Source organism: Aquabacterium sp. (genome assembly GCF_035476535.1).
In the GTDB taxonomy this organism is placed as follows: domain Bacteria; phylum Pseudomonadota; class Gammaproteobacteria; order Burkholderiales; family Burkholderiaceae_C; genus Pseudaquabacterium.
In genome coordinates, this window is sequence record NZ_DATILJ010000084.1 from 19,931 (window position 1) to 38,320 (window position 18,390).

Annotated in this window: 19 protein-coding genes and 1 tRNA gene; 17 read left to right on the forward strand and 3 right to left on the reverse strand. The window is 66.5% G+C overall.

The window, feature by feature from the left end; genetic code table 11:
* Nucleotides 1-2 precede the first annotated feature (2 nt).
* From VLK61_RS08195 to VLK61_RS08205, 3 genes are read right to left on the reverse strand one after another with little or no spacing between them, the layout of a single operon-like run.
* Entirely contained in the window at nucleotides 3-506 is a 504-nt protein-coding gene (locus tag VLK61_RS08195; protein WP_325420020.1) for a peptidylprolyl isomerase, read from the reverse strand.
* A gap of 1 nt (nucleotide 507) precedes the next feature.
* The gene (locus tag VLK61_RS08200; protein WP_325420022.1) at nucleotides 508-1,074 is read right to left on the reverse strand and encodes a peptidylprolyl isomerase; all 567 of its coding nucleotides are present in this window, start codon (nucleotides 1,072-1,074) and stop codon (nucleotides 508-510) included.
* Between the two features lie 42 nt (nucleotides 1,075-1,116).
* Nucleotides 1,117-1,674 carry a tetratricopeptide repeat protein gene (locus tag VLK61_RS08205; protein ID WP_325420024.1) on the reverse strand — a complete coding sequence of 186 codons (558 nt, stop codon included), beginning with the start codon at nucleotides 1,672-1,674 and terminating at the stop codon, nucleotides 1,117-1,119.
* A 201-nt stretch (nucleotides 1,675-1,875) separates the two neighbouring features.
* On the opposite strand from VLK61_RS08205, the gene cysS reads away from it, so the two are divergent.
* The 17 genes from cysS to VLK61_RS08290 all read left to right on the forward strand — a co-directional run bounded on the left by cysS (nucleotide 1,876) and on the right by VLK61_RS08290 (nucleotide 18,317).
* A complete protein-coding gene (cysS, locus tag VLK61_RS08210; protein ID WP_325420026.1) occupies nucleotides 1,876-3,258 on the forward strand; it encodes a cysteine--tRNA ligase in 1,383 nt (460 codons plus the stop codon).
* Between the two features lie 2 nt (nucleotides 3,259-3,260).
* Nucleotides 3,261-3,914 (forward strand): DNA-3-methyladenine glycosylase family protein, encoded by a 654-nt coding sequence (locus VLK61_RS08215; protein ID WP_325420028.1) that lies wholly within the window; start codon nucleotides 3,261-3,263, stop codon nucleotides 3,912-3,914.
* Between the two features lie 153 nt (nucleotides 3,915-4,067).
* The gene (locus VLK61_RS08220; RefSeq protein ID WP_325420030.1) at nucleotides 4,068-5,039 is read left to right on the forward strand and encodes an acetyl-CoA carboxylase carboxyltransferase subunit alpha; all 972 of its coding nucleotides are present in this window, start codon (nucleotides 4,068-4,070) and stop codon (nucleotides 5,037-5,039) included.
* A 26-nt stretch (nucleotides 5,040-5,065) separates the two neighbouring features.
* Nucleotides 5,066-6,412, forward strand: coding sequence for a tRNA lysidine(34) synthetase TilS (gene tilS / locus VLK61_RS08225; protein WP_325420032.1), 1,347 nt, complete (start codon nucleotides 5,066-5,068; stop codon nucleotides 6,410-6,412).
* Nucleotides 6,413-6,471: 59 nt separating this feature from the next.
* Complete coding sequence (locus tag VLK61_RS08230) at nucleotides 6,472-7,752, forward strand: aspartate kinase (RefSeq protein WP_325420034.1); 1,281 nt, start codon at nucleotides 6,472-6,474, stop codon at nucleotides 7,750-7,752.
* Between the two features lie 54 nt (nucleotides 7,753-7,806).
* Nucleotides 7,807-7,899 (forward strand) — tRNA-Ser (locus VLK61_RS08235).
* Nucleotides 7,900-7,993: 94 nt separating this feature from the next.
* Nucleotides 7,994-8,917, forward strand: a complete 924-nt coding sequence (locus VLK61_RS08240; protein ID WP_325420036.1) for a LysR family transcriptional regulator — start codon at nucleotides 7,994-7,996, stop codon at nucleotides 8,915-8,917.
* A 108-nt stretch (nucleotides 8,918-9,025) separates the two neighbouring features.
* On the forward strand, nucleotides 9,026-9,715 hold the full coding sequence (locus tag VLK61_RS08245; protein WP_325420038.1) for a substrate-binding domain-containing protein: 690 nt from the start codon (nucleotides 9,026-9,028) through the stop codon (nucleotides 9,713-9,715).
* Between the two features lie 31 nt (nucleotides 9,716-9,746).
* A complete protein-coding gene (locus VLK61_RS08250) occupies nucleotides 9,747-10,775 on the forward strand; it encodes an amidohydrolase family protein (RefSeq protein ID WP_325420040.1) in 1,029 nt (342 codons plus the stop codon).
* A gap of 7 nt (nucleotides 10,776-10,782) precedes the next feature.
* On the forward strand, nucleotides 10,783-11,466 hold the full coding sequence (gene ligK, locus VLK61_RS08255) for a 4-carboxy-4-hydroxy-2-oxoadipate aldolase/oxaloacetate decarboxylase (RefSeq protein ID WP_325420196.1): 684 nt from the start codon (nucleotides 10,783-10,785) through the stop codon (nucleotides 11,464-11,466).
* Nucleotides 11,467-11,480: 14 nt separating this feature from the next.
* Nucleotides 11,481-12,413, forward strand: a complete 933-nt coding sequence (locus VLK61_RS08260) for a DUF1932 domain-containing protein (protein WP_325420042.1) — start codon at nucleotides 11,481-11,483, stop codon at nucleotides 12,411-12,413.
* Between the two features lie 86 nt (nucleotides 12,414-12,499).
* Nucleotides 12,500-14,140, forward strand: coding sequence for a tannase/feruloyl esterase family alpha/beta hydrolase (locus VLK61_RS08265; protein ID WP_325420044.1), 1,641 nt, complete (start codon nucleotides 12,500-12,502; stop codon nucleotides 14,138-14,140).
* 27 nt (nucleotides 14,141-14,167) lie between these two features.
* On the forward strand, nucleotides 14,168-15,085 hold the full coding sequence (locus VLK61_RS08270) for an amidohydrolase family protein (RefSeq protein ID WP_325420045.1): 918 nt from the start codon (nucleotides 14,168-14,170) through the stop codon (nucleotides 15,083-15,085).
* A gap of 1 nt (nucleotide 15,086) precedes the next feature.
* Nucleotides 15,087-15,503 carry a protocatechuate 4,5-dioxygenase subunit alpha gene (ligA, locus tag VLK61_RS08275; protein WP_325420047.1) on the forward strand — a complete coding sequence of 139 codons (417 nt, stop codon included), beginning with the start codon at nucleotides 15,087-15,089 and terminating at the stop codon, nucleotides 15,501-15,503.
* Entirely contained in the window at nucleotides 15,503-16,348 is an 846-nt protein-coding gene (locus tag VLK61_RS08280) for a class III extradiol dioxygenase subunit beta (RefSeq protein WP_325420048.1), read from the forward strand. Before ligA ends, VLK61_RS08280 begins: the two co-directional genes overlap by 1 nt.
* Nucleotides 16,345-17,304 (forward strand): Gfo/Idh/MocA family oxidoreductase, encoded by a 960-nt coding sequence (locus VLK61_RS08285; protein ID WP_325420050.1) that lies wholly within the window; start codon nucleotides 16,345-16,347, stop codon nucleotides 17,302-17,304. Before VLK61_RS08280 ends, VLK61_RS08285 begins: the two co-directional genes overlap by 4 nt.
* An 8-nt stretch (nucleotides 17,305-17,312) precedes the next feature.
* Nucleotides 17,313-18,317 (forward strand): aldo/keto reductase, encoded by a 1,005-nt coding sequence (locus VLK61_RS08290; RefSeq protein WP_325420052.1) that lies wholly within the window; start codon nucleotides 17,313-17,315, stop codon nucleotides 18,315-18,317.
* Nucleotides 18,318-18,390: the final 73 nt, after the last annotated feature.

The following is an 18,390-nucleotide window of genomic DNA, read 5'->3' on the forward strand; positions in this document are numbered from 1 at the left end:
GATCAGTCGACTTCGACGACCTTCTCGATCACCACGTCGGTGGTCGGCACGTCGTCGTGAGATCCCTTGCGGCCGGTGGCCACGCGCTCGATTTGGTCGACGACCTCGGTGCCCGCCACCACCTTGCCGAACACCGCATAGCCCCAACCCTGCGGCGATTCGGACTTGAAGTTCAGGAATTCGTTGTCGGCCGCGTTGATGAAGAACTGCGCCGTGGCCGAATGCGGCGCGTTGGTGCGTGCCATGGCCAGTGTGTACTTGTTGTTCTTCAGGCCGTTGTTGGCCTCGTTGTTGATCGCTTCGCGCGTGGGCTTCTGGTTCATGCCGACGGCGAACCCGCCGCCTTGGACCATGAAGCCCTTGATGACGCGGTGGAACACCGTGCCGTCGTAGTGGCCGCTGCGAACGTAGGCCAGGAAATTCTCGACGCTGGCCGGTGCCTTCACGTCATCGAGCTCGATGCGCAGCGTGCCTGCACTGGTGGTCATTTCGACGAATTTGCTCATGTCACTTCTCCAATGTGGCCTTGTTGATCACGACGGGGGTCGTGGGAACGTCCTGGTAGTCGCCCTTGGCGCCGGTGGGCATGGCCTTGATCTTGTCGACCACCTCCATGCCTTCGACCACGCGGCCGAACACCGCGTAGCCGTTGCCATCGCGCGAATTCGCGGCGTCGAGGAACAGGTTGTCGTTGACGTTGATGAAGAACTGCGCGGTGGCCGAATTCGGCGCCGCCGTGCGGGCCATGGCCAGCGTGCCGCGCTGGTTCGACAGGCCACCGCGTGCTTCCAGCGGAATAGGCGGGCGGGTCGGCTTTTCCTTCATGTCGGCACTGAAGCCGCCGCCCTGGATCATGAAGTTGCCGATGACACGATGGAACACCGTACCGTTGTAGTGGCCGGCCTTCACGTACTGCACGAAGTTGTCGACCGTCTTGGGCGCTTTCTCGGCCTCGAGTTGCAGCACGATGTCGCCCTGGTTGGTCGACAGCCGCACCTTTTGGGCGCTGGCAGCACCGCTGAGGGCGAGACCGATGGCCAGGCCGAGGGCCCAGCGATGGGGGGCGTAACGCATGTCGGGAAGTCTCCTGTTCGGGGGCTGTTCGGTGCTGCGGATTCAGCGGGCAGCAAGTTCGCGCACCAGGCGCAGTTTGCGTTGCAGCGACGCGTCCACCCGGGCGGCCGCGCCGGCTTGTTCATAGGCCCGCAAAGCCAGGCGAACGAAAACGTCGCCCAGATTTTCGCGCGCGGCCAGGTAGGCCGGGTCGTTGCGCAGTGCGGCTTCCAATAGTTCGCGCGCGCTGTCGAGCTGGCCGCGTGCAGCATGCAGCACGGCCAGGTTGTTATAGGGCTCGGGCAGGTCGGGGTAATCCTGCGTCAGGCGCTCGAACACCGCCATGGCTTCGGGCTCACGCTGCGTTTCCGACAACATCACGCCGCGCAGAAAGCGCAGCCGGGCGTTGTCGGGTTGCGCCGCAATGGCCTGGTCGATGCGCTGGAAGGCCAGGCTGCGGTCACCGGCACGGAAGATGCGTTCGATTTCGCGCGACAGGTCCGGCGGCTCACCCGCAGCCAGCACGGCGGCCGAGCACAACAACGCGGCCAGCACGGCCACGGCAGAACGGATCGACGACGAGTGCAGCACGTAGCGAAAGAGGGCGGAACAGACTGGCACGAAGCGCGGCAACGCACGAAGGTTTTCGCGGCAGGGCGCCGCTATACTGGATTCGATTGTATGGCCGGGCGCATGCCTTCCGCAGGGCAGGCCTGGATGCCGGGCCGACAGCACCGCGCCGCACCCCCACCTCGCAGACCTTGCGCCGTCCCTGTTCATATCCGGACTGCACGGCCGCTCCCTTGTTTCCCGCTTCGACCGATGACTCTGAGCCTTTACAACACGCTGACCCGCCGCGTCGAGCCTTTTGCCCCGATCGAACCTGGCCATGTACGCATGTACGTCTGCGGCATGACGATCTACGACCTGTGCCACATGGGCCACGCGCGCATGATGATGGCCTTTGACGTGGTCTACCGCTGGCTGCTGGCCAGCGGCTACCGCGTGACCTATGTGCGCAACATCACCGACATCGAGGACAAGATCATCAAGCGCGCAGTCGAGCGCGGCATCACGATCCGCGCCTTGACCGACGAAATGATTGCCGCGATGCGCGAAGACATCGGTGCCATCGGCGTGGCCACGCCCACCTTCGAACCGCGGGCCACCGACCACGTGCCCGGCATGCTGGACATGATCGGGCGCCTCGAAGCCAAGGGCCTGGCCTACCGCGCGCCGAACGGCGACGTGAACTACGCGGTGCGCAAGTTCGAAGGCTACGGCAAGCTCTCCGGCAAGTCGCTCGACGAGTTGCGGGCCGGTGAACGTGTGGCGGTGCGCGACGGCAACAAGGATGATCCGCTGGACTTCGTGCTGTGGAAGGCGGCCAAGGCCGACGAGCCGGACGATGCCAAATACGATGGCCCCTACGGCCCGGGCCGCCCCGGCTGGCACATCGAGTGCTCGGCGATGAGTTGCGCGATGCTCGGCGAGCACTTCGACATCCACGGCGGCGGCATGGACCTGCAGTTCCCGCATCACGACAACGAAATCGCGCAGAGCGAAGGCGTGTTCGGTCAGCCCTTCGTCAACTACTGGCTGCACAACGGGTTCCTCAACGTGGACAACGAGAAGATGTCCAAGTCGCTGGGCAATTTCTTCACCATCCGTGACGTGCTCCAGCGCTACGACGGCGAGACGCTGCGCTTCTTCATGTTGCGCACGCACTACCGCAGCCCGTTCAACTTCAGCGACGCCAACCTCGACGACGCGCGCAGTGCGCTGCGTCGCCTCTACACCGCACTCGATGGTGTGGATCTGCCCGCCGACAACGCCGCGATCGACTGGACGCTGACCCCGGCGGCAGCATTCCGCGCGGCGATGGACGATGACTTCAACACGCCGGCCGCGCTGGCGGTGCTGTTCGATCTGGCGAGTGAACTGAATCGCATGCGGGCACCGGCCACGGCCTCGCTGCTGCGCGCGCTGGCCGCCACGCTGGGCTTCCTGCAGCAGACTCCCAAGGCTTATCTGCAAGGCGGCAGCGGGCTGGACGAAGCGACGATCGAAGCGATGATCGCCGCACGTGCATCGGCCAAGCAGGCGAAGAATTTCGCCGAGGCCGACCGCATCCGGCGTGACCTTGCAGCGCAGGGCATCGAACTGAAGGATTCGCCGCAGGGCACCACCTGGGTGCGAGCCTGATCGTGCCCAAGAGCCAAGCCGCGGGCGTGACGCCCGACTATTGGGACGAGGCCTGCCGCCATCTGGCCAAGCGCGACCGGGTCATGAGGAAGCTGATTCCGCAACTCGGCGAAGGCCGGCTGCAGAGCCGGGGTGACGCCTTCACGACGCTGGCGCGCTCCATCGTCGGCCAGCAGATCTCGGTGAAGGCCGCGCAGTCGGTGTGGGAACGCTTTGCAGAAACCGTCGGCGGTGTCTCGACGCGGCTGGCGCCAGCGGCGGTGCTGCAGGTGGAGGTGCCGGCCTTGCGTGCGGCTGGTCTGTCGGCACGCAAGTCAGAGTACCTGGCCGACCTGGCCCGGCACTTCGAATCCGGCGCCGTGCATGTGCGGCAGTGGCAGCAGATGGATGACGAGGCCATCATCGACGAACTTGTCGCCATCCGCGGCATCGGCCGCTGGACGGCCGAGATGTTCCTGATCTTTCACCTGATGCGGCCGAACGTGCTGCCGATCGACGACCTGGGGCTGATCAAGGGCATCAGCGTCAACTACTTCAGCGGGGAACCCGTGTCGCGGGCCGAAGCGCGCGAAGTGGGGGACGCCTGGGCCCCTTACCGCTCGGTGGCCACATGGTACATTTGGCGCAGCCTCGACCCGCTGCCGGTGGACTATTAGATTGGAGCCCCGGTCGCCTGGCGGCCGCCCCCGAGCGGTCTATTGAATCCGACCGGGCAACCCAGATCTGATTCGGCCCTTCGACGCGAGCCCGTTCCCCTGGCCTTGCGGCCTGTCCCCGGGGAACTCAATCAGTGAGAACTTCTGCAGGCCATGAGCAAACGACACTTCCTCGAGTTCGAGCAACCGATCGCCGAGCTGGAATCCAAGATCGAAGAGCTGCGCTACGTGCAGAACGAGTCGGCGGTCGACATCTCCGACGAGATCGAGCGCCTCGACAAGAAGAGCGCGCAGCTCGCCAAGGACATCTACGCGAACCTGTCGCCCTGGCAGGTGACGCAGATTGCGCGGCACCCGCAGCGGCCGTATACGCTGGACTACGTCAACGAGATCTTCACTGACTTCCAGGAACTGCACGGCGACCGCTCGTTCGCCGACGACGCATCGATCGTCGGCGGCATGGCGCGCTTCAATGGCCAGGCCTGCATGGTGCTGGGCCACCAGAAGGGCCGCGACACCAAGGAGCGGGGCTTGCGCAACTTCGGCATGTCGCGCCCCGAGGGCTACCGCAAGGCTTTGCGGCTGATGAAGCTGGCCGAGAAATTCGGCCTGCCGGTGTTCACCTTCGTCGACACGCCGGGCGCCTACCCCGGCATCGGCGCCGAGGAGCGCGGCCAGTCCGAGGCCATTGGCCGCAACATCTTCGAGATGTGCCAGCTGGAAGTGCCGATCATCACCACGATCATCGGTGAAGGCGGCTCCGGCGGCGCGCTGGCCATCAGCGTGGCCGACCAGGTGCTGATGCTGCAGTTCTCGGTGTACTCGGTGATCTCGCCCGAAGGCTGCGCTTCCATCCTCTGGAAGACCTCCGAGCGGGCCAGTGACGCGGCCGAAGCGCTGGGCATCACCGCGCATCGGCTGAAGGCGCTGGGCCTGATCGACAAGGTGGTCAGCGAGCCTGTCGGCGGCGCGCACCGCGACCCGCGGCACATGGCCTCGCAGCTCAAGCGGGCGCTGGTGGATGGCCTGCGTCAGGTCGCCGACCTGAAGCCGAAGGAACTGCTGCAGCGACGCTACGACCGTCTGCAGGCCTACGGCCGCTACACCGACACCAAAGAGCGCTGATCGCCGTGCCCGGAGCGCCGGGTTCCTTGCAAGACAGCAACGCGCGTCCGCCCGGCATGGCCACGGTGGCCGTGGCCTTCAGCGGCGGCCGTGACTCCCTGGCGTTATTGCACGCAACGGTTCGTGCCGCGAAGGACTGCGGTGCGCAGGTGGTCGCCTTGCATGTGCACCATGGCCTGATGGCCGAAGCCGATGCCTGGGCGCAATCGGCCATCCGCTTGTGTGGCCGCTGGCAGCGTGCCGGCTGGCCGCTGCGGCTGCGCTGGCATCGCCTGGACAGTGCTCCGGCGCGCGGTGACAGCATCGAAGCCTGGGCGCGACGTGAGCGTTATGCCGCGCTGGCGCAGTTGGCACGGGAAGAGGGCGCGACGCTGCTGCTGCTGGCCCAGCACCGGCGCGACCAGGCCGAGACTGTGTTGCTGCAGGCCTTGCGCGGCGCCGGGCCGCGCGGTCTGGCTGCAATGCCGCGCGTGGTCGATCGTCATGGCCTGTGCTGGGCCCGTCCCTGGCTGGACCAGCCGCGTGAGGCGATCGAAGCTTATGTGCGCCGGCATCGGCTGAAGCCGATCGACGACCCGTCGAACCTGGATCCGCGTTTCGCTCGCAGCCGCCTGCGCCTGCAGGTTTGGCCGGCACTCTGCGCTGCCTTCGAAGACGCCGACATCACGTTGACCCAAGTGGCCCGGCGAGCCCAGGAGGCCGATGCGGCGCTGGCCGAACTGGCCGCGATCGACCTGGCGGCGAGCGCGACGGCGAACGGCTTGCAGCGGCCGCGCTGGCTGTTGCTGTCGGCCGCGCGCCGGGCCAATGCACTGCGCGCCTGGCTGGCCGCGCTAACCGCGCAGACCACGCATGAGGGCCGCGGCGCGCCGGAAGCGCTGGTGCAGCGCTTGCTGACGGAGTGGCCAGAGCGCGCCAACGGCCGCTGGCCGGCCGGCGCTGGCCGCGAGCTGGTGTCGTACCGCGGCGTGCTGCGGCTCGCGGTCGAACTCCAGCCGGCGGGTCAGGCGCAGCGCGTCGACCTGTCGCAAGCCGGGCGCGTGTCGCTGCCCGCCTGGGCGGGCGAGTACCGGGTCGAACCGGTCGACCAAGGCGGCGTACCGCCCTGCGCCTTGCGAGAAGCCGAACTTCGCCCGCGCAGCGGCGGTGAACAGTTCCAGCGGGCGCCCAACACCCCGCCGCGCAGCTTGAAGAAGCAGTACCAGTTGGCCGGCGTGGCGGCCGATCTGCGCCAAGGCCCGCTGGTCTGGGCCGACGGCCAGCTCGTCTACGTGCCCGGCCTCGGCATCGACGCTCGCGTCGTGGCGCCTGCCGGAACCCCGCAGCTGCGCCTGCAGTGGCTGCCGAATCAACGCGCACCCCGCGCCGGCTAAAATCGCCGGTTCGCGTTCCGGGGCTACGCGACCCTTCAGCTCCGACATTCCCTCAAGACATGGCACTGATCGTTCACAAGTACGGCGGAACGTCGATGGGCTCGCCCGAGCGCATTCGCAGCGTCGCCAAGCGTGTCGCCAAATGGGCGCGCGCCGGTCACCAGATGGTGGTCGTTCCTTCCGCGATGAGCGGCGAAACCAACCGCCTGCTCGGCTTGGCCAAGGAAGTGCAGCCGGGAGTCATCGACGCCGCCGCGATGCGCGAGCTGGACATGATTGCCGCCACCGGCGAACAGGTGTCGGTGGGCCTGCTGGCGCTGGCGCTGCAGGCCGAAGGCATGCCGGCGGTCAGCTACACCGGCTGGCAGGTGCCGGTGAAAACCGATTCGTCCTACACCAAGGCGCGCATCGAAAGCATCGATGACGTGCGCGTGCGTGCCGACCTGGCCGAAGGCAAGGTGGTGGTCATCACCGGCTTCCAGGGCATCGATGAGGACGGCTCGATCACCACGCTGGGCCGCGGTGGTTCGGACACCTCCGCCGTGGCCGTCGCCGCCGCGATGAAGGCCGCCGAATGCCTGATCTACACCGACGTCGACGGCGTCTACACCACCGACCCGCGCGTGGTGCCCGAGGCCCAGCGCCTGCACACCATCAGCTTCGAAGAGATGCTGGAGATGGCCAGCCTGGGCTCCAAGGTGCTGCAGATCCGCTCGGTCGAATTCGCCGGCAAATACCGCGTGCCATTGCGCGTGCTGTCGAGCTTCACCCCCTGGGACATCAACATCGACGAGGAAGCGCGCTCGGGCACGCTGATCACTTTTGAGGAAGACGAGAAAATGGAACAAGCCGTCGTGTCCGGCATCGCGTTCAACCGCGACGAAGCCAAGTTCACCGTGGTTGGCGTACCGGACAAGCCCGGCATTGCGTACCAGATCCTGGGCGCCGTGGCCGAGGCGAACATTGATGTGGACGTGATCGTGCAGAACGTGTCGCACGATGGCCGCACCGACTTCTCGTTCACCGTGCATCGCAACGACTACCAGCGCACGATGGACCTGCTGAAGAACAAGGTCGTGCCGGCCACCGGCGCGATGCAATTCACCGGCGACGCCAAGATCTGCAAGGTGTCCATCGTCGGCATCGGCATGAAGAGCCATGTCGGCGTGGCCGCCAAGATGTTCCGCACGCTCAGCGAAGAGGGTATCAACATCCAGATGATCACCACCAGCGAGATCAAGACCTCGGTGGTGATCGACGAGAAGTACATGGAGCTCGCGGTGCGAGCGCTGCACCGCTCCTTCGGGCTGGATGCGCCGGAAGCGGCCGCAAGCAACTGAGTGCAGCGCGCGGATTCGACGCGGCAAACTCGCTGCTAGAATGCGCGCTGGCCTGGAGTCGTGACCGAGTGGCCGAAGGTGCTCCCCTGCTAAGGGAGTATGTGGGCAAAACCTGCATCGAGGGTTCGAATCCCTCCGACTCCGCCAAAGCCTTCGAACGCCATGCCCGTCAAACGGCATGGCGTTTTTGTTTGCGGGCGCCGTCAGCGCCGCAACTGCAATCGGCGAAGATCGGCCCGCCGTGAACCTCAAGCAACTCGAATACTTCGTGCATGTCGCCGAGCTGGGCAGCTTCAGCAAGGCCGCGCTGGTGCTGGACATCGCCCAGCCGGCGCTGAGCCGGCAGGTGCGCGCGCTGGAGATCGACCTGCGCGAAACCCTGCTGCTGCGCAACGGCCGCGGCGTCGTGCTGACCGATGCCGGCCAGCGCCTGTTCGAGCACGGCATCAACATCCTGCAGGCCGTCGCCCAGGCGCGCGAGGACATGGGCGCCTCGCGGGATGCGCCGGTCGGCCGCGTGACGATCGGCGTGCCGCCGACCATCGGCCGCCAGCTGACCCTGCCTTTGATCGACGGCTTCAAGCGCCGCCTGCCGGGTGCGCGGCTGGCCATCGTCGAGGGGCTGTCGACCCACATCGTCGAATGGATCACCACCGGCCGAGTCGATGTCGGGCTGCTGTACAACCCCGAGGCCCAGCCGGGCCTGGAGATCACGCCGGTGCTCGAAGAGCCGCTGTGCCTGGTGGGCCGGGCGACCGATGCAGCCATGCCGCGCGGCCCGCTGCCGATGCGCCTGCTGGCCGGGCTGCCGCTGATCATGCCCGAGCGATCACACGTCATCCGCCGGCTGCTGGAGACGCAGGCGGTGCTGCTGGGACTGAAGCTGGAGATCGCCTGGGAGGTATCCAGCATTGCCGCGATCATCGATCTGGTGTGCGCCGGCTACGGCAATGCGGTGTTGACGGCGAGCGCCGTGGCTGCCTCCGGCCGCGCCGATGAACTGGTGGCGCAGGCGCTGGTCGAACCGCCGTTGACCAGTGTGCTGTGCCTGGCGGTCTCGGCCCACAAGCGGCCAGGCCCGCTGATGCGCCACGCCACGCGGCTGTTGACCGAGTTGGCGCGCAGCCTGCCGCAGGCCGCCGCCGCGCAATCCCGGCCTGGCTGACTGCTTGAGCCATGCCGCGCTGCGATACCTGATATCGGGCGTCTCGGCTAGGCCAGCAGGGCATCGCTCGCGAGAATGCAGCGCAGTGACAGCCTTTCGGGAAACCCCATGAGCTCAACGATCACCGGCATCTCGTCGATGGCGACCCGCCAGGTGCTGGCGGATCTGGCTGTTGCATTCGAGCAGTCCCAGGGCTGCCAGGTGGCGATCGAATCGGTCGGCGGCGTCGACGCCGCGAAGCGCGTGCAAGCCGGCGAAACCTTCGATGTCGTGGTGCTGGCCGCCAACGCCATCGATGCGCTGATGGCCGGCGGCCACCTCGTTGCCGGCAGCAAGGTCGACCTGGTGCGCTCGGGTGTGGCCATCGCCGTGCGCGCCGGCGCGCCGCGGCCGGACGTGGCCTCGGAGGACGCGCTGCGCCGCGCGGTGCAGGCGGCGCGCAGCCTCAGCTACTCCACCGGGCCCAGCGGTGTGCACCTGGCCAAACTGTTCGAGCGCTGGGGCCTGGCCGACGAGATTCAATCGCGCATCGTGCAGGCGCCGCCCGGTGTGCCTGTCGGTACTTTGGTTGCGCGCGGCGAGGTCGAACTGGGCTTCCAGCAGCTCAGCGAGTTGATGCACCTGCCGGGGATCGAGGTGATCGGGCCCTTGCCGCCGGCTGTGCAGATCCTCACGACCTTTTCCGCCGCCATCGGCGCGCATTCGATGCAGCCGGACGCGGCGCGCCGCTTGCTCGAATTCATGGCCTCGCCGCAGGCAGCAGACACCCAACGCCGCCACGGCATGGCGCCGGCTTGAACAGCCCTTCGCGAACACCTGGAGACAAGCGATGATCATCGACGTACACGGTCACTACACGACAGCACCCAAGGCGCTTGAAGACTGGCGCAATCGCCAGATCGCGAGCATCAAGGACCCAGCGCTAGCGCCTAAAGTGAGCGAGCTGAAGATCAGCGACGACGAGCTGCGTGAATCGATCATCACGAACCAGCTGAAGAAGATGCAGGAGCGCGGCAGCGACCTGACGATCTTCAGCCCGCGGGCCAGCTTCATGGCCCACCACATCGGCGACTTCCAGGTCTCGTCGACCTGGGCGGCGATCTGCAACGAACTCTGCTTCCGCGTCAGCCAGCTGTTCCCGGACAGCTTCATCGGCGCGGCAATGCTGCCGCAATCGCCCGGCGTCGACCCCAAAACCTGCATTCCCGAACTGGAGAAGTGCGTCAAGGACTACGGCTTCGTCGGCATCAACCTGAACCCGGATCCCTCGGGCGGGCACTGGACCTCGCCACCCTTGAGCGACAGGCACTGGTACCCGATCTACGAAAAGATGGTCGAGCTGGACATTCCGGCGATGGTGCATGTCTCGACCAGCTGCAACGCCTGCTTCCACACCACCGGTGCGCACTACCTGAATGCCGACACCACGGCCTTCATGCAGTGCCTGACCAGCGACTTGTTCAAGGACTTCCCCACGCTGAAGTTCCTGATCCCGCATGGCGGCGGTGCGGTGCCCTACCACTGGGGCCGTTTCCGCGGCCTGGCACAGGAGCTGAAGAAGCCGCTGCTGCAGGATCATCTGCTGAACAACATCTTCTTCGACACCTGCGTCTATCACCAGCCGGGCATTGACTTGCTGACAAAGGTGATCCCGGTCAAGAACATCCTGTTCGCCAGCGAGATGATCGGCGCCGTGCGCGGCATCGACCCCGAGACCGGTTTCTACTACGACGACACCAAGCGCTACATCGAAGCCTCGACCTTGTTGACCGCGGAAGAAAAGCTGCAGGTCTACGAAGGCAACGCGCGCCGCGTGTTCCCGCGCCTCGATGCGGCGCTGAAGAGCAAAGGACTGTGACATGAGCATGAACAACCTGGGCATCGTCAAGCGCAACATCCAGCGCGCCGACAAGGCCGCCGTCGAAGCGCTGTCGCGCTTCGGTGTCGCGACCATCCATGAAGCGATGGGCCGTGTCGGCCTGATGAAGACCTACATGCGGCCGATCTATCCCACGGCGCAAGCCTGCGGCACAGCGGTGACGGTGCTGCTGCAGCCCGGCGACAACTGGATGCTGCATGTGGCGGCCGAGCAGCTGCAGCCCGGCGACATCGTCGTCGCGGCCTGCACCACCGACAACGAAGACGGCTTCTTCGGCGACCTGCTGGCCACCAGCTTCAAGGCCCGCGGCGCCATGGGCCTGGTGATCGATGGCGGTGTGCGCGATGTCAAGGACCTCACCGAGATGGGCTTCCCGGTGTTCAGCCGCGCCATCAGTTCCAAGGGCACGGTGAAGGCGACGATCGGCTCGGTCAACGTGCCGGTGGTCTGTGCCGGCGCGCTGGTGAACCCGGGCGACGTGGTGATCGCCGATGTCGACGGCGTGGTCGTCGTGCCGGCCGCGGTGGCGCAGCAGGTCGCCGACGCCGCTGCGGCGCGTGAGGCCAACGAGGCCGACAAGCGCGCCAAGCTGGCGTCGGGCGTGCTGGGCCTGGACATGTACAAGATGCGCGAGCCGCTGGCCGCCGCGGGCCTGAAGTACATCGACTGACGGTGACAGCGCCGATGGACGCCCGTTCAATGCAGATCGGCCTCGTCGGCTACGGCGAGGTCGGGCGCATCCTCGCCGAGGACTTGCGCAAGCTGGGCGTGGCGGTGTCGGCTTTCGACCTGAAGCTGCTGTCCGACAGCAGCACGGCGCCGATGCAGGCCCATGCTGCGGAGCACGGCGTCACGCTGCGCGCCTCTCACGCGGAGCTGGCCACCGCGGCGGACCTGATCCTGTCTGCCGTCACCGCCAGCCAGGCCGTGCCGGTGGCCGAGGCCTGTGCGCCGTCCGTCCGCGCAGGGACCTATTTCCTCGACTTCAACTCGGCCTCGCCGGGTGCGAAGATCCGTGCGGCAGGCTTGATAGCCGCTGTGAATGGGCGTTATGTCGAAGGCGCGGTGATGACCTCGATTCCGCCTTACCGCATCAAGGTGCCCTTGCTGCTGGGTGGCCCGCATGCGGCCGCGCTGCAGCCGATCCTGGACAGCCTGGGCTTCGCCGCCCGCATCGCCAGCGAGAAGCTGGGTGTGGCCTCAGCCACAAAGATGTGTCGCAGCGTGATGATCAAGGGCCTGGAGGCGATGGTGATCGAGAGCTTCACGACGGCGCGCGCCTACGGTGTCGAAGACCAGGTGATCGCGTCCTTGTACGAAACCTTCCCGGGCGTCGATTGGGAAAAGCAGGGCGCCTACTTTTTCCAGCGTGTCATCGAACATGGTCGGCGCCGCAGCGAAGAAGTACGCGAAGTGACTGAGACCGTGCGCGAGATCGGCCTGACGCCGTGGTCGGCCAGCGGCACCGCCGAACGCCAGGCCTGGGTGGCTGACCTGGCGGATGCGTCGCTGTTTGGTGAACGCGGCACACCGGGTTTTGCACGCAGCGCCGATTGGCGCGTGGAAGCCGACCGCCTGCTGGGCGCGGTGAATCGCAAGAAAACTGGAGGCAGCTGATGCGGTTGACTTTGCTTCCCCTCGCCCTGTTGGCCGGCTGCGCGGCAGCCCCTCAGCCGCCAACGCAGGCTCGCAGTGCCACTGCGGTGCTCAAGTGTGCCGACCTGACAGAGCGCTTCCAGCACGCCGACACCCGGCTCACCAAGGTGGAGGCGCTGGCCGAAGGTGCCGTCAAGCCGCCGGGCATCGTGGAAGCCATGCCGGCGCACTGCGTGGTCAGCGGTGCGATGGAAGAGCGCACCAGCCCCGTCGATGGCAAGCGCTACGCGATCAGCTTCGAGATGCGCCTGCCCACCGCGTGGAACGGCCGCTTCTTCTACCAGGCCAACGGCGGGCTCGACGGCTTCGTGACACCGGCCTATGGCGACACGCTGGGCGGCGGTCCGCGCAGCAATGCCCTGCAGCGCGGCTTCGCAGTGATCAGCTCGGATGCCGGCCATGCGCTGGAGCGCAACGTACCCGGCATCGGGGGCGGCACCTTCGGCATCGACCCGCAGGCGCGGCTGAACTACGGCTACCAGGCCGTGGCCAAGCTGACGCCGATGGCCCACGCGCTGATCGCGCGTTACTACGGCAGGCCCGCCGACACCTCCTACCTGGTCGGCACGTCCAACGGCGGCCGTCACGGCTTTGTCGCGGCGGCGCGCGACACCGGGCGCTACGACGGCATCGCGGTCGTCACACCGGGCTGGCGCCTGCCGCGTGCGGCGCTGGCCCAGGTCTGGGGCGCGCAGCAGTTCGCGAAGGCCGCGCCCATCGATGCCAAGACCGGCCGCCCGGACCTGAAAGCCAGCATCAGCGCGGCCGACATGGCGCTGGTCTCTGCCCGCGTGCTGGCGCACTGCGATGCGCTGGATGGCCTGGTCGACGGCATCGTGGCCGACACCATCGCCTGCCAGCGCCAGTTCGACATCCAGCGTGACGTGCCCACCTGCGCGGCCGCTGCGCCGAATGACGGCTGCCTGAGCACCGCGCAGAAGACCGCGCTGGCCGCCGTCTTCGCTGGCCCGACGCTGCGCGACGGCCGCGCCGTCTATGCGCCGCTGGCCTGGGACGCCGGCCTGCGAGGTACCGATTGGCGGACCTGGAAGCTGGAGCACAGCGTCGGTCCGCGGGATGCCGTCGCGATGGCCTATGTCTTCAGCACGCCGCCGGCTTCGCCCACCGTGGTGAGCGGGCAGGGCACGACACTGCAGGATTTCGCGCTGGGCCTGGATGTTGAACGCGGCATTGGCATCGTCGACGCGGTGGCAGCGCCCTACACCGAATCGGCGATGCAGTTCATGACGCCGCCCGACGCGCAGCGCATGGCCAGCTTCGTCGCACGCGGGGCCAAGCTGCTGGTGGCGCATGGCGTGGCGGACCCGGTGTTCTCGGCACTGGACAGCGTGAACTGGTACGAGGCCTTTCGCGCCCACCATGGCGCGTCCACCGAGCGCACGACGCGCCTGTACCTGGTGCCCGGCATGAACCACAGCCGCGGCGGCATCGCCACCGACCAGTTCGACCTGCTGACACCGTTGGTGGCCTGGGTCGAACGGGGTGAGGCGCCGCAGGCGCTGATCGCCACGGCGCGCGGGCCGGGCTCGAACCTTCCGAACCCGGAGCTGCCGGCCAATTGGTCGGCCCAGCGCACACGGCTGCTGTGCCCATTTCCCCAGGTGGCGCGCTACCGCGGCCAGGGCGACGGCGAACTCGCCGCCAACTTTCACTGCGTCGCCCCCTGACGCGCTGCCAGATCGGAGTATCCGCGCATGACCTTCGAAAAGACCCCGGGCTGGCTGGACTGGTATGCCGGTCCTGCCAAACCCCGCTTCCAGGTGCCGGCCGGTGCCGTCGACGCCCATTGCCACGTGTTCGGACCCGGCGCGGAATTCCCGTTCGCGCCCGAACGCAAGTACACGCCCTGCGACGCCAGCAAGGCGCAGCTGTATGCGCTGCGCGACCACCTGGGCTTTGCCCGCAATGTGGTCGTGCAGGCCACCTGCCATGGCGCCGACAACCGCGCGATGGTCGATGCGCTGCTGCATTCAAACGGCAAGGCGCGCGGCGTGGCAACCGTCAAGCGCAGCATCGGCGATGCCGAATTGCAATCGCTGCACGATGCCGGCGTGCGCGGCGTGCGTTTCAACTTCGTCAAGCGCCTGGTCGACTTCACGCCCAAGGACGAGTTGATGGAGATCGCCGGCCGCATCGCCACGCTCGGCTGGCATGTGGTGATCTATTTCGAGGCAGTGGACCTGCCCGAACTGTGGGACTTCTTCACGGCGCTGCCGACCACGGTGGTGGTCGACCACATGGGCCGGCCCGACATCAGCAAGCCGGTCGATGGGCCGGAGTTCGCGCTGTTCGAGAAATTCATGCGCGAGCACCCGAATGTCTGGTCCAAGGTCAGCTGCCCTGAACGCCTGTCGGTCGGCGGCCCCAAGGCGCTGAACGGCGAGCAGGCGGCCTACCGCGATGTGGTGCCGTTTGCGCGCCGCATCGTCGAGAACTTCCCCGACCGGGTGCTGTGGGGTACCGATTGGCCGCACCCGAACCTGAAGGACCACATGCCCGACGACGGCCTGCTGGTCGACTTCATCCCGCACATCGCAACCACGCCCGAACTGCAGCGCAAGCTGCTGGTCGACAACCCGATGCGCCTGTACTGGCCCGAAGAGGTGAACTGACATGGCCCTTTACAAACCCTATCTGGACGTGCCCGGCACGACGATCTTCGACGCCGAACAGTCGCGCATGGGCTATCACCTGAACCAGTTCTGCATGTCGCTGATGAAAGCGGCGAACCGCGAGCGCTTCAAGGCCAACGAGCGGGCCTACCTCGACGAATGGCCGATGACCGAAGAGCAGAAGCTGGCGGTACTGGCCCGTGACCTGAACCGCTGCATCGCCGCCGGCGGCAACATCTATTTCCTCGCCAAGATCGGCGCCACCGATGGCAAGAGCTTCCAATACATGGCCGCCAGCATGACCGGCATGACGCAGGAAGAGTACGCCGCGATGATGCTGGCCGGCGGCCGATCGGCCGAGGGCAACCGCGTTGTCGGCGAACAGGCCCGCGGCGAACACACTGGAGCAAAGAAATAATGGCCCGCATCACCGCCAGCGTCTACACCTCGCATGTGCCCGCCATCGGCGCGGCGCTCGACCTGGGCAAGAGTTCCGAGCCGTACTGGCAGCCGCTGTTCAAGGGCTACGAGCCGTCGAAGCAGTGGATGAAGGACAACAAGCCCGACGTCATCTTCCTGGTCTACAACGACCACGCCACGGCGTTCAGCCTGGAGATGATTCCCACCTTCGCGATCGGCTGCGCGGCCGAGTTCCAGCCGGCCGATGAAGGCTGGGGCCCGCGCCCAGTGCCCCAAGTGATCGGCCATCCGGAGCTGGCCTCGCACATTGCGCAGTCGGTGATCCAGGACGACTTCGACCTCACCATCGTCAACAAGATGGACGTCGACCATGGCCTGACGGTGCCGCTGAGCCTGATGTGCGGCCAACCAGAGGCCTGGCCTTGCCCGGTGATCCCGTTTGCGGTGAACGTCGTGCAGTACCCCGTGCCTTCAGGCCGGCGCTGCTACAACCTGGGCAAGGCCATCCGCAAGGCCATTGAGTCCTACGACGAAGACCTGAACGTGCACATCTGGGGCACCGGCGGCATGAGCCACCAGCTGCAGGGCCCGCGTGCCGGCTTGATCAACAAGACCTTCGACAACAACTTCCTCGACCGGCTGATCGCCGACCCCGAAGGCCAGGCCGCCGTGCCCCACATCGACTACGTGCGCGAGGCCGGCAGTGAGGGCATCGAGCTGGTGATGTGGCTGATCGCACGCGGTGCGATGTCCGACAAGCCGCCCACCGTGCGCCACCGCTTCTACCACGTGCCCGCCAGCAACACCGCGGTCGGCCACCTGATCCTGGAGAACAACACATGAGCAAGACCATCAAAGTGGCGCTGGCTGGCGCCGGCGCTTTCGGCATCAAGCACCTCGATGCGATCAAGCTGATCGACGGCGTCGAAGTGGTTTCGCTGGTCAGCCGCGAACTGGAGAAGACCCGGGAAACCGCGGCCAAGTACGGCATCCCGCACGTCACCACCGATCTGGCCGACAGCCTGGCGCTGAAGGAAGTCGATGCGGTGATCCTGTGCACGCCAACGCAGATGCATGCGGCGCAATCCATCGCCTGCCTGAAGGCCGGCAAGCATGTGCAGGTGGAGATTCCGTTGGCTGACCGCTGGCAGGATGCGGACAGCGTCGTGGCGCTGCAGAAGCAGACCGGCCTGGTGGCGATGTGCGGCCACACCCGGCGCTTCAATCCCAGCCACCAGTGGGTGCACAAGAAGATCACGGCGGGCCAGTTCAACATCCAGCAGATGGATGTGCAGACCTATTTCTTCCGCCGCACGAACATGAACGCGCTGGGCCAGGCGCGCAGCTGGACCGATCACCTGCTGTGGCATCACGCGGCGCACACGGTGGACTTGTTCGCCTACCAGACCGGGTCGCCAATCGTTGCCGCCAATGCGATCCAGGGCCCGATCCATCCGAGCTTGGGCATCGCGATGGACATGTCGATCCAGCTGAAGAGCGCCAACGGGGCGATCTGCACGCTGTCGCTGAGCTTCAACAACGAAGGACCGCTGGGCACCTTCTTCCGCTACATCGGCGACACTGGCACGTACCTTGCGCGTTATGACGACCTGTTCAACGGCAAGGAAGAGAAGATCGACGTGTCGACCGTGGATGTGTCGATGAACGGCATTGAGCTGCAGGACCGCGAGTTCTTTGCCGCGATCCGTGAAGGCCGCGAGCCGAACGCCAGCGTGGCGCAGGTGCTGCCCTGCTACAAGGTGCTGCACCAGTTGGAGCAGCAGCTCAACGCTGCCTGAGCCGGGTGATGCAGCAGCGCAAGATCGGCGAATTCAGCGTCTCGGCCATCGGGCTGGGCTGCATGAATTTCAGCCATGCCTATGGCACACCGCCGTCGGCAGATGTGTCCGAGCGCGTGCTGCTGCAGGCGCTGGATGCCGGCGTCACGATGTTCGATACCGCGGCGCTGTACGGCTTTGGCGCCAACGAGACCTTGGTCGGCCGGGTGTTGAAGCCGCACCGGCAGCGCATCACGCTGGCCAGCAAGGGCGGCATGGCGGGTGTGCAGTTTCCGGATGGCATCAAGCGCGTCATCGATGGCCGGCCCGACACCATCCGTCGCAATTGCGAAGACAGCCTGAAGCGCCTGGGAACCGACGTCATCGACCTGTACTACCTGCATCGCTGGGACAAGCGGGTGCCGATCGAAGAATCGGTGGGGGCAATGGCCGATCTGCGTCGTGATGGCAAGGTCAGGGCGCTGGGGCTGTCGGAGGTGTCCGCTGCCACGCTGCGGCGTGCCCATGCCGAACATGCGATCGCCGCGGTGCAGACCGAATATTCGCTGTGGACACGCAACCCCGAGATTGCCGTGCTGCAGGCCTGCCGCGAGATTGGAGCGGCCTTCGTCGCCTTCAGCCCGCTGGCACGCGGCTACCTGAGCGGCCGCTTGCTCGATGTCGCCAGCTTCGACGCCAAGGACATCCGGCGTGCGATGCCACGCTTCGCGCCCGAGGCCTATGCCACCAACCTGCGGCTGCTGGACGGCTACCGCGCCATCGCCGACCAGGCCGGCTGCACGATGGCGCAATTGGCCCTGGCCTGGTTGCTGTCGCGTGGTGAGCATGTGATCCCGATTCCCGGCACCACACGTGAATCGCATCTGGCCGAGGATCTGGGCGCCGAAGCGGTCAGGCTGACACCGCAGACTCTCTCGGCGCTCGATGCGCTGATCAACGAAGGCACCGTCACCGGCCCGCGCTACAACGAAGCTGGCCAGGCTGACGTGGACACCGAGCAGTTCGTGCGCTGACGACAAAGCCTTTGGCGATTCGCAGCAGATGGGCTTGACAGCGTCATCCAGTATGCTGGACACTTTGTCCAAC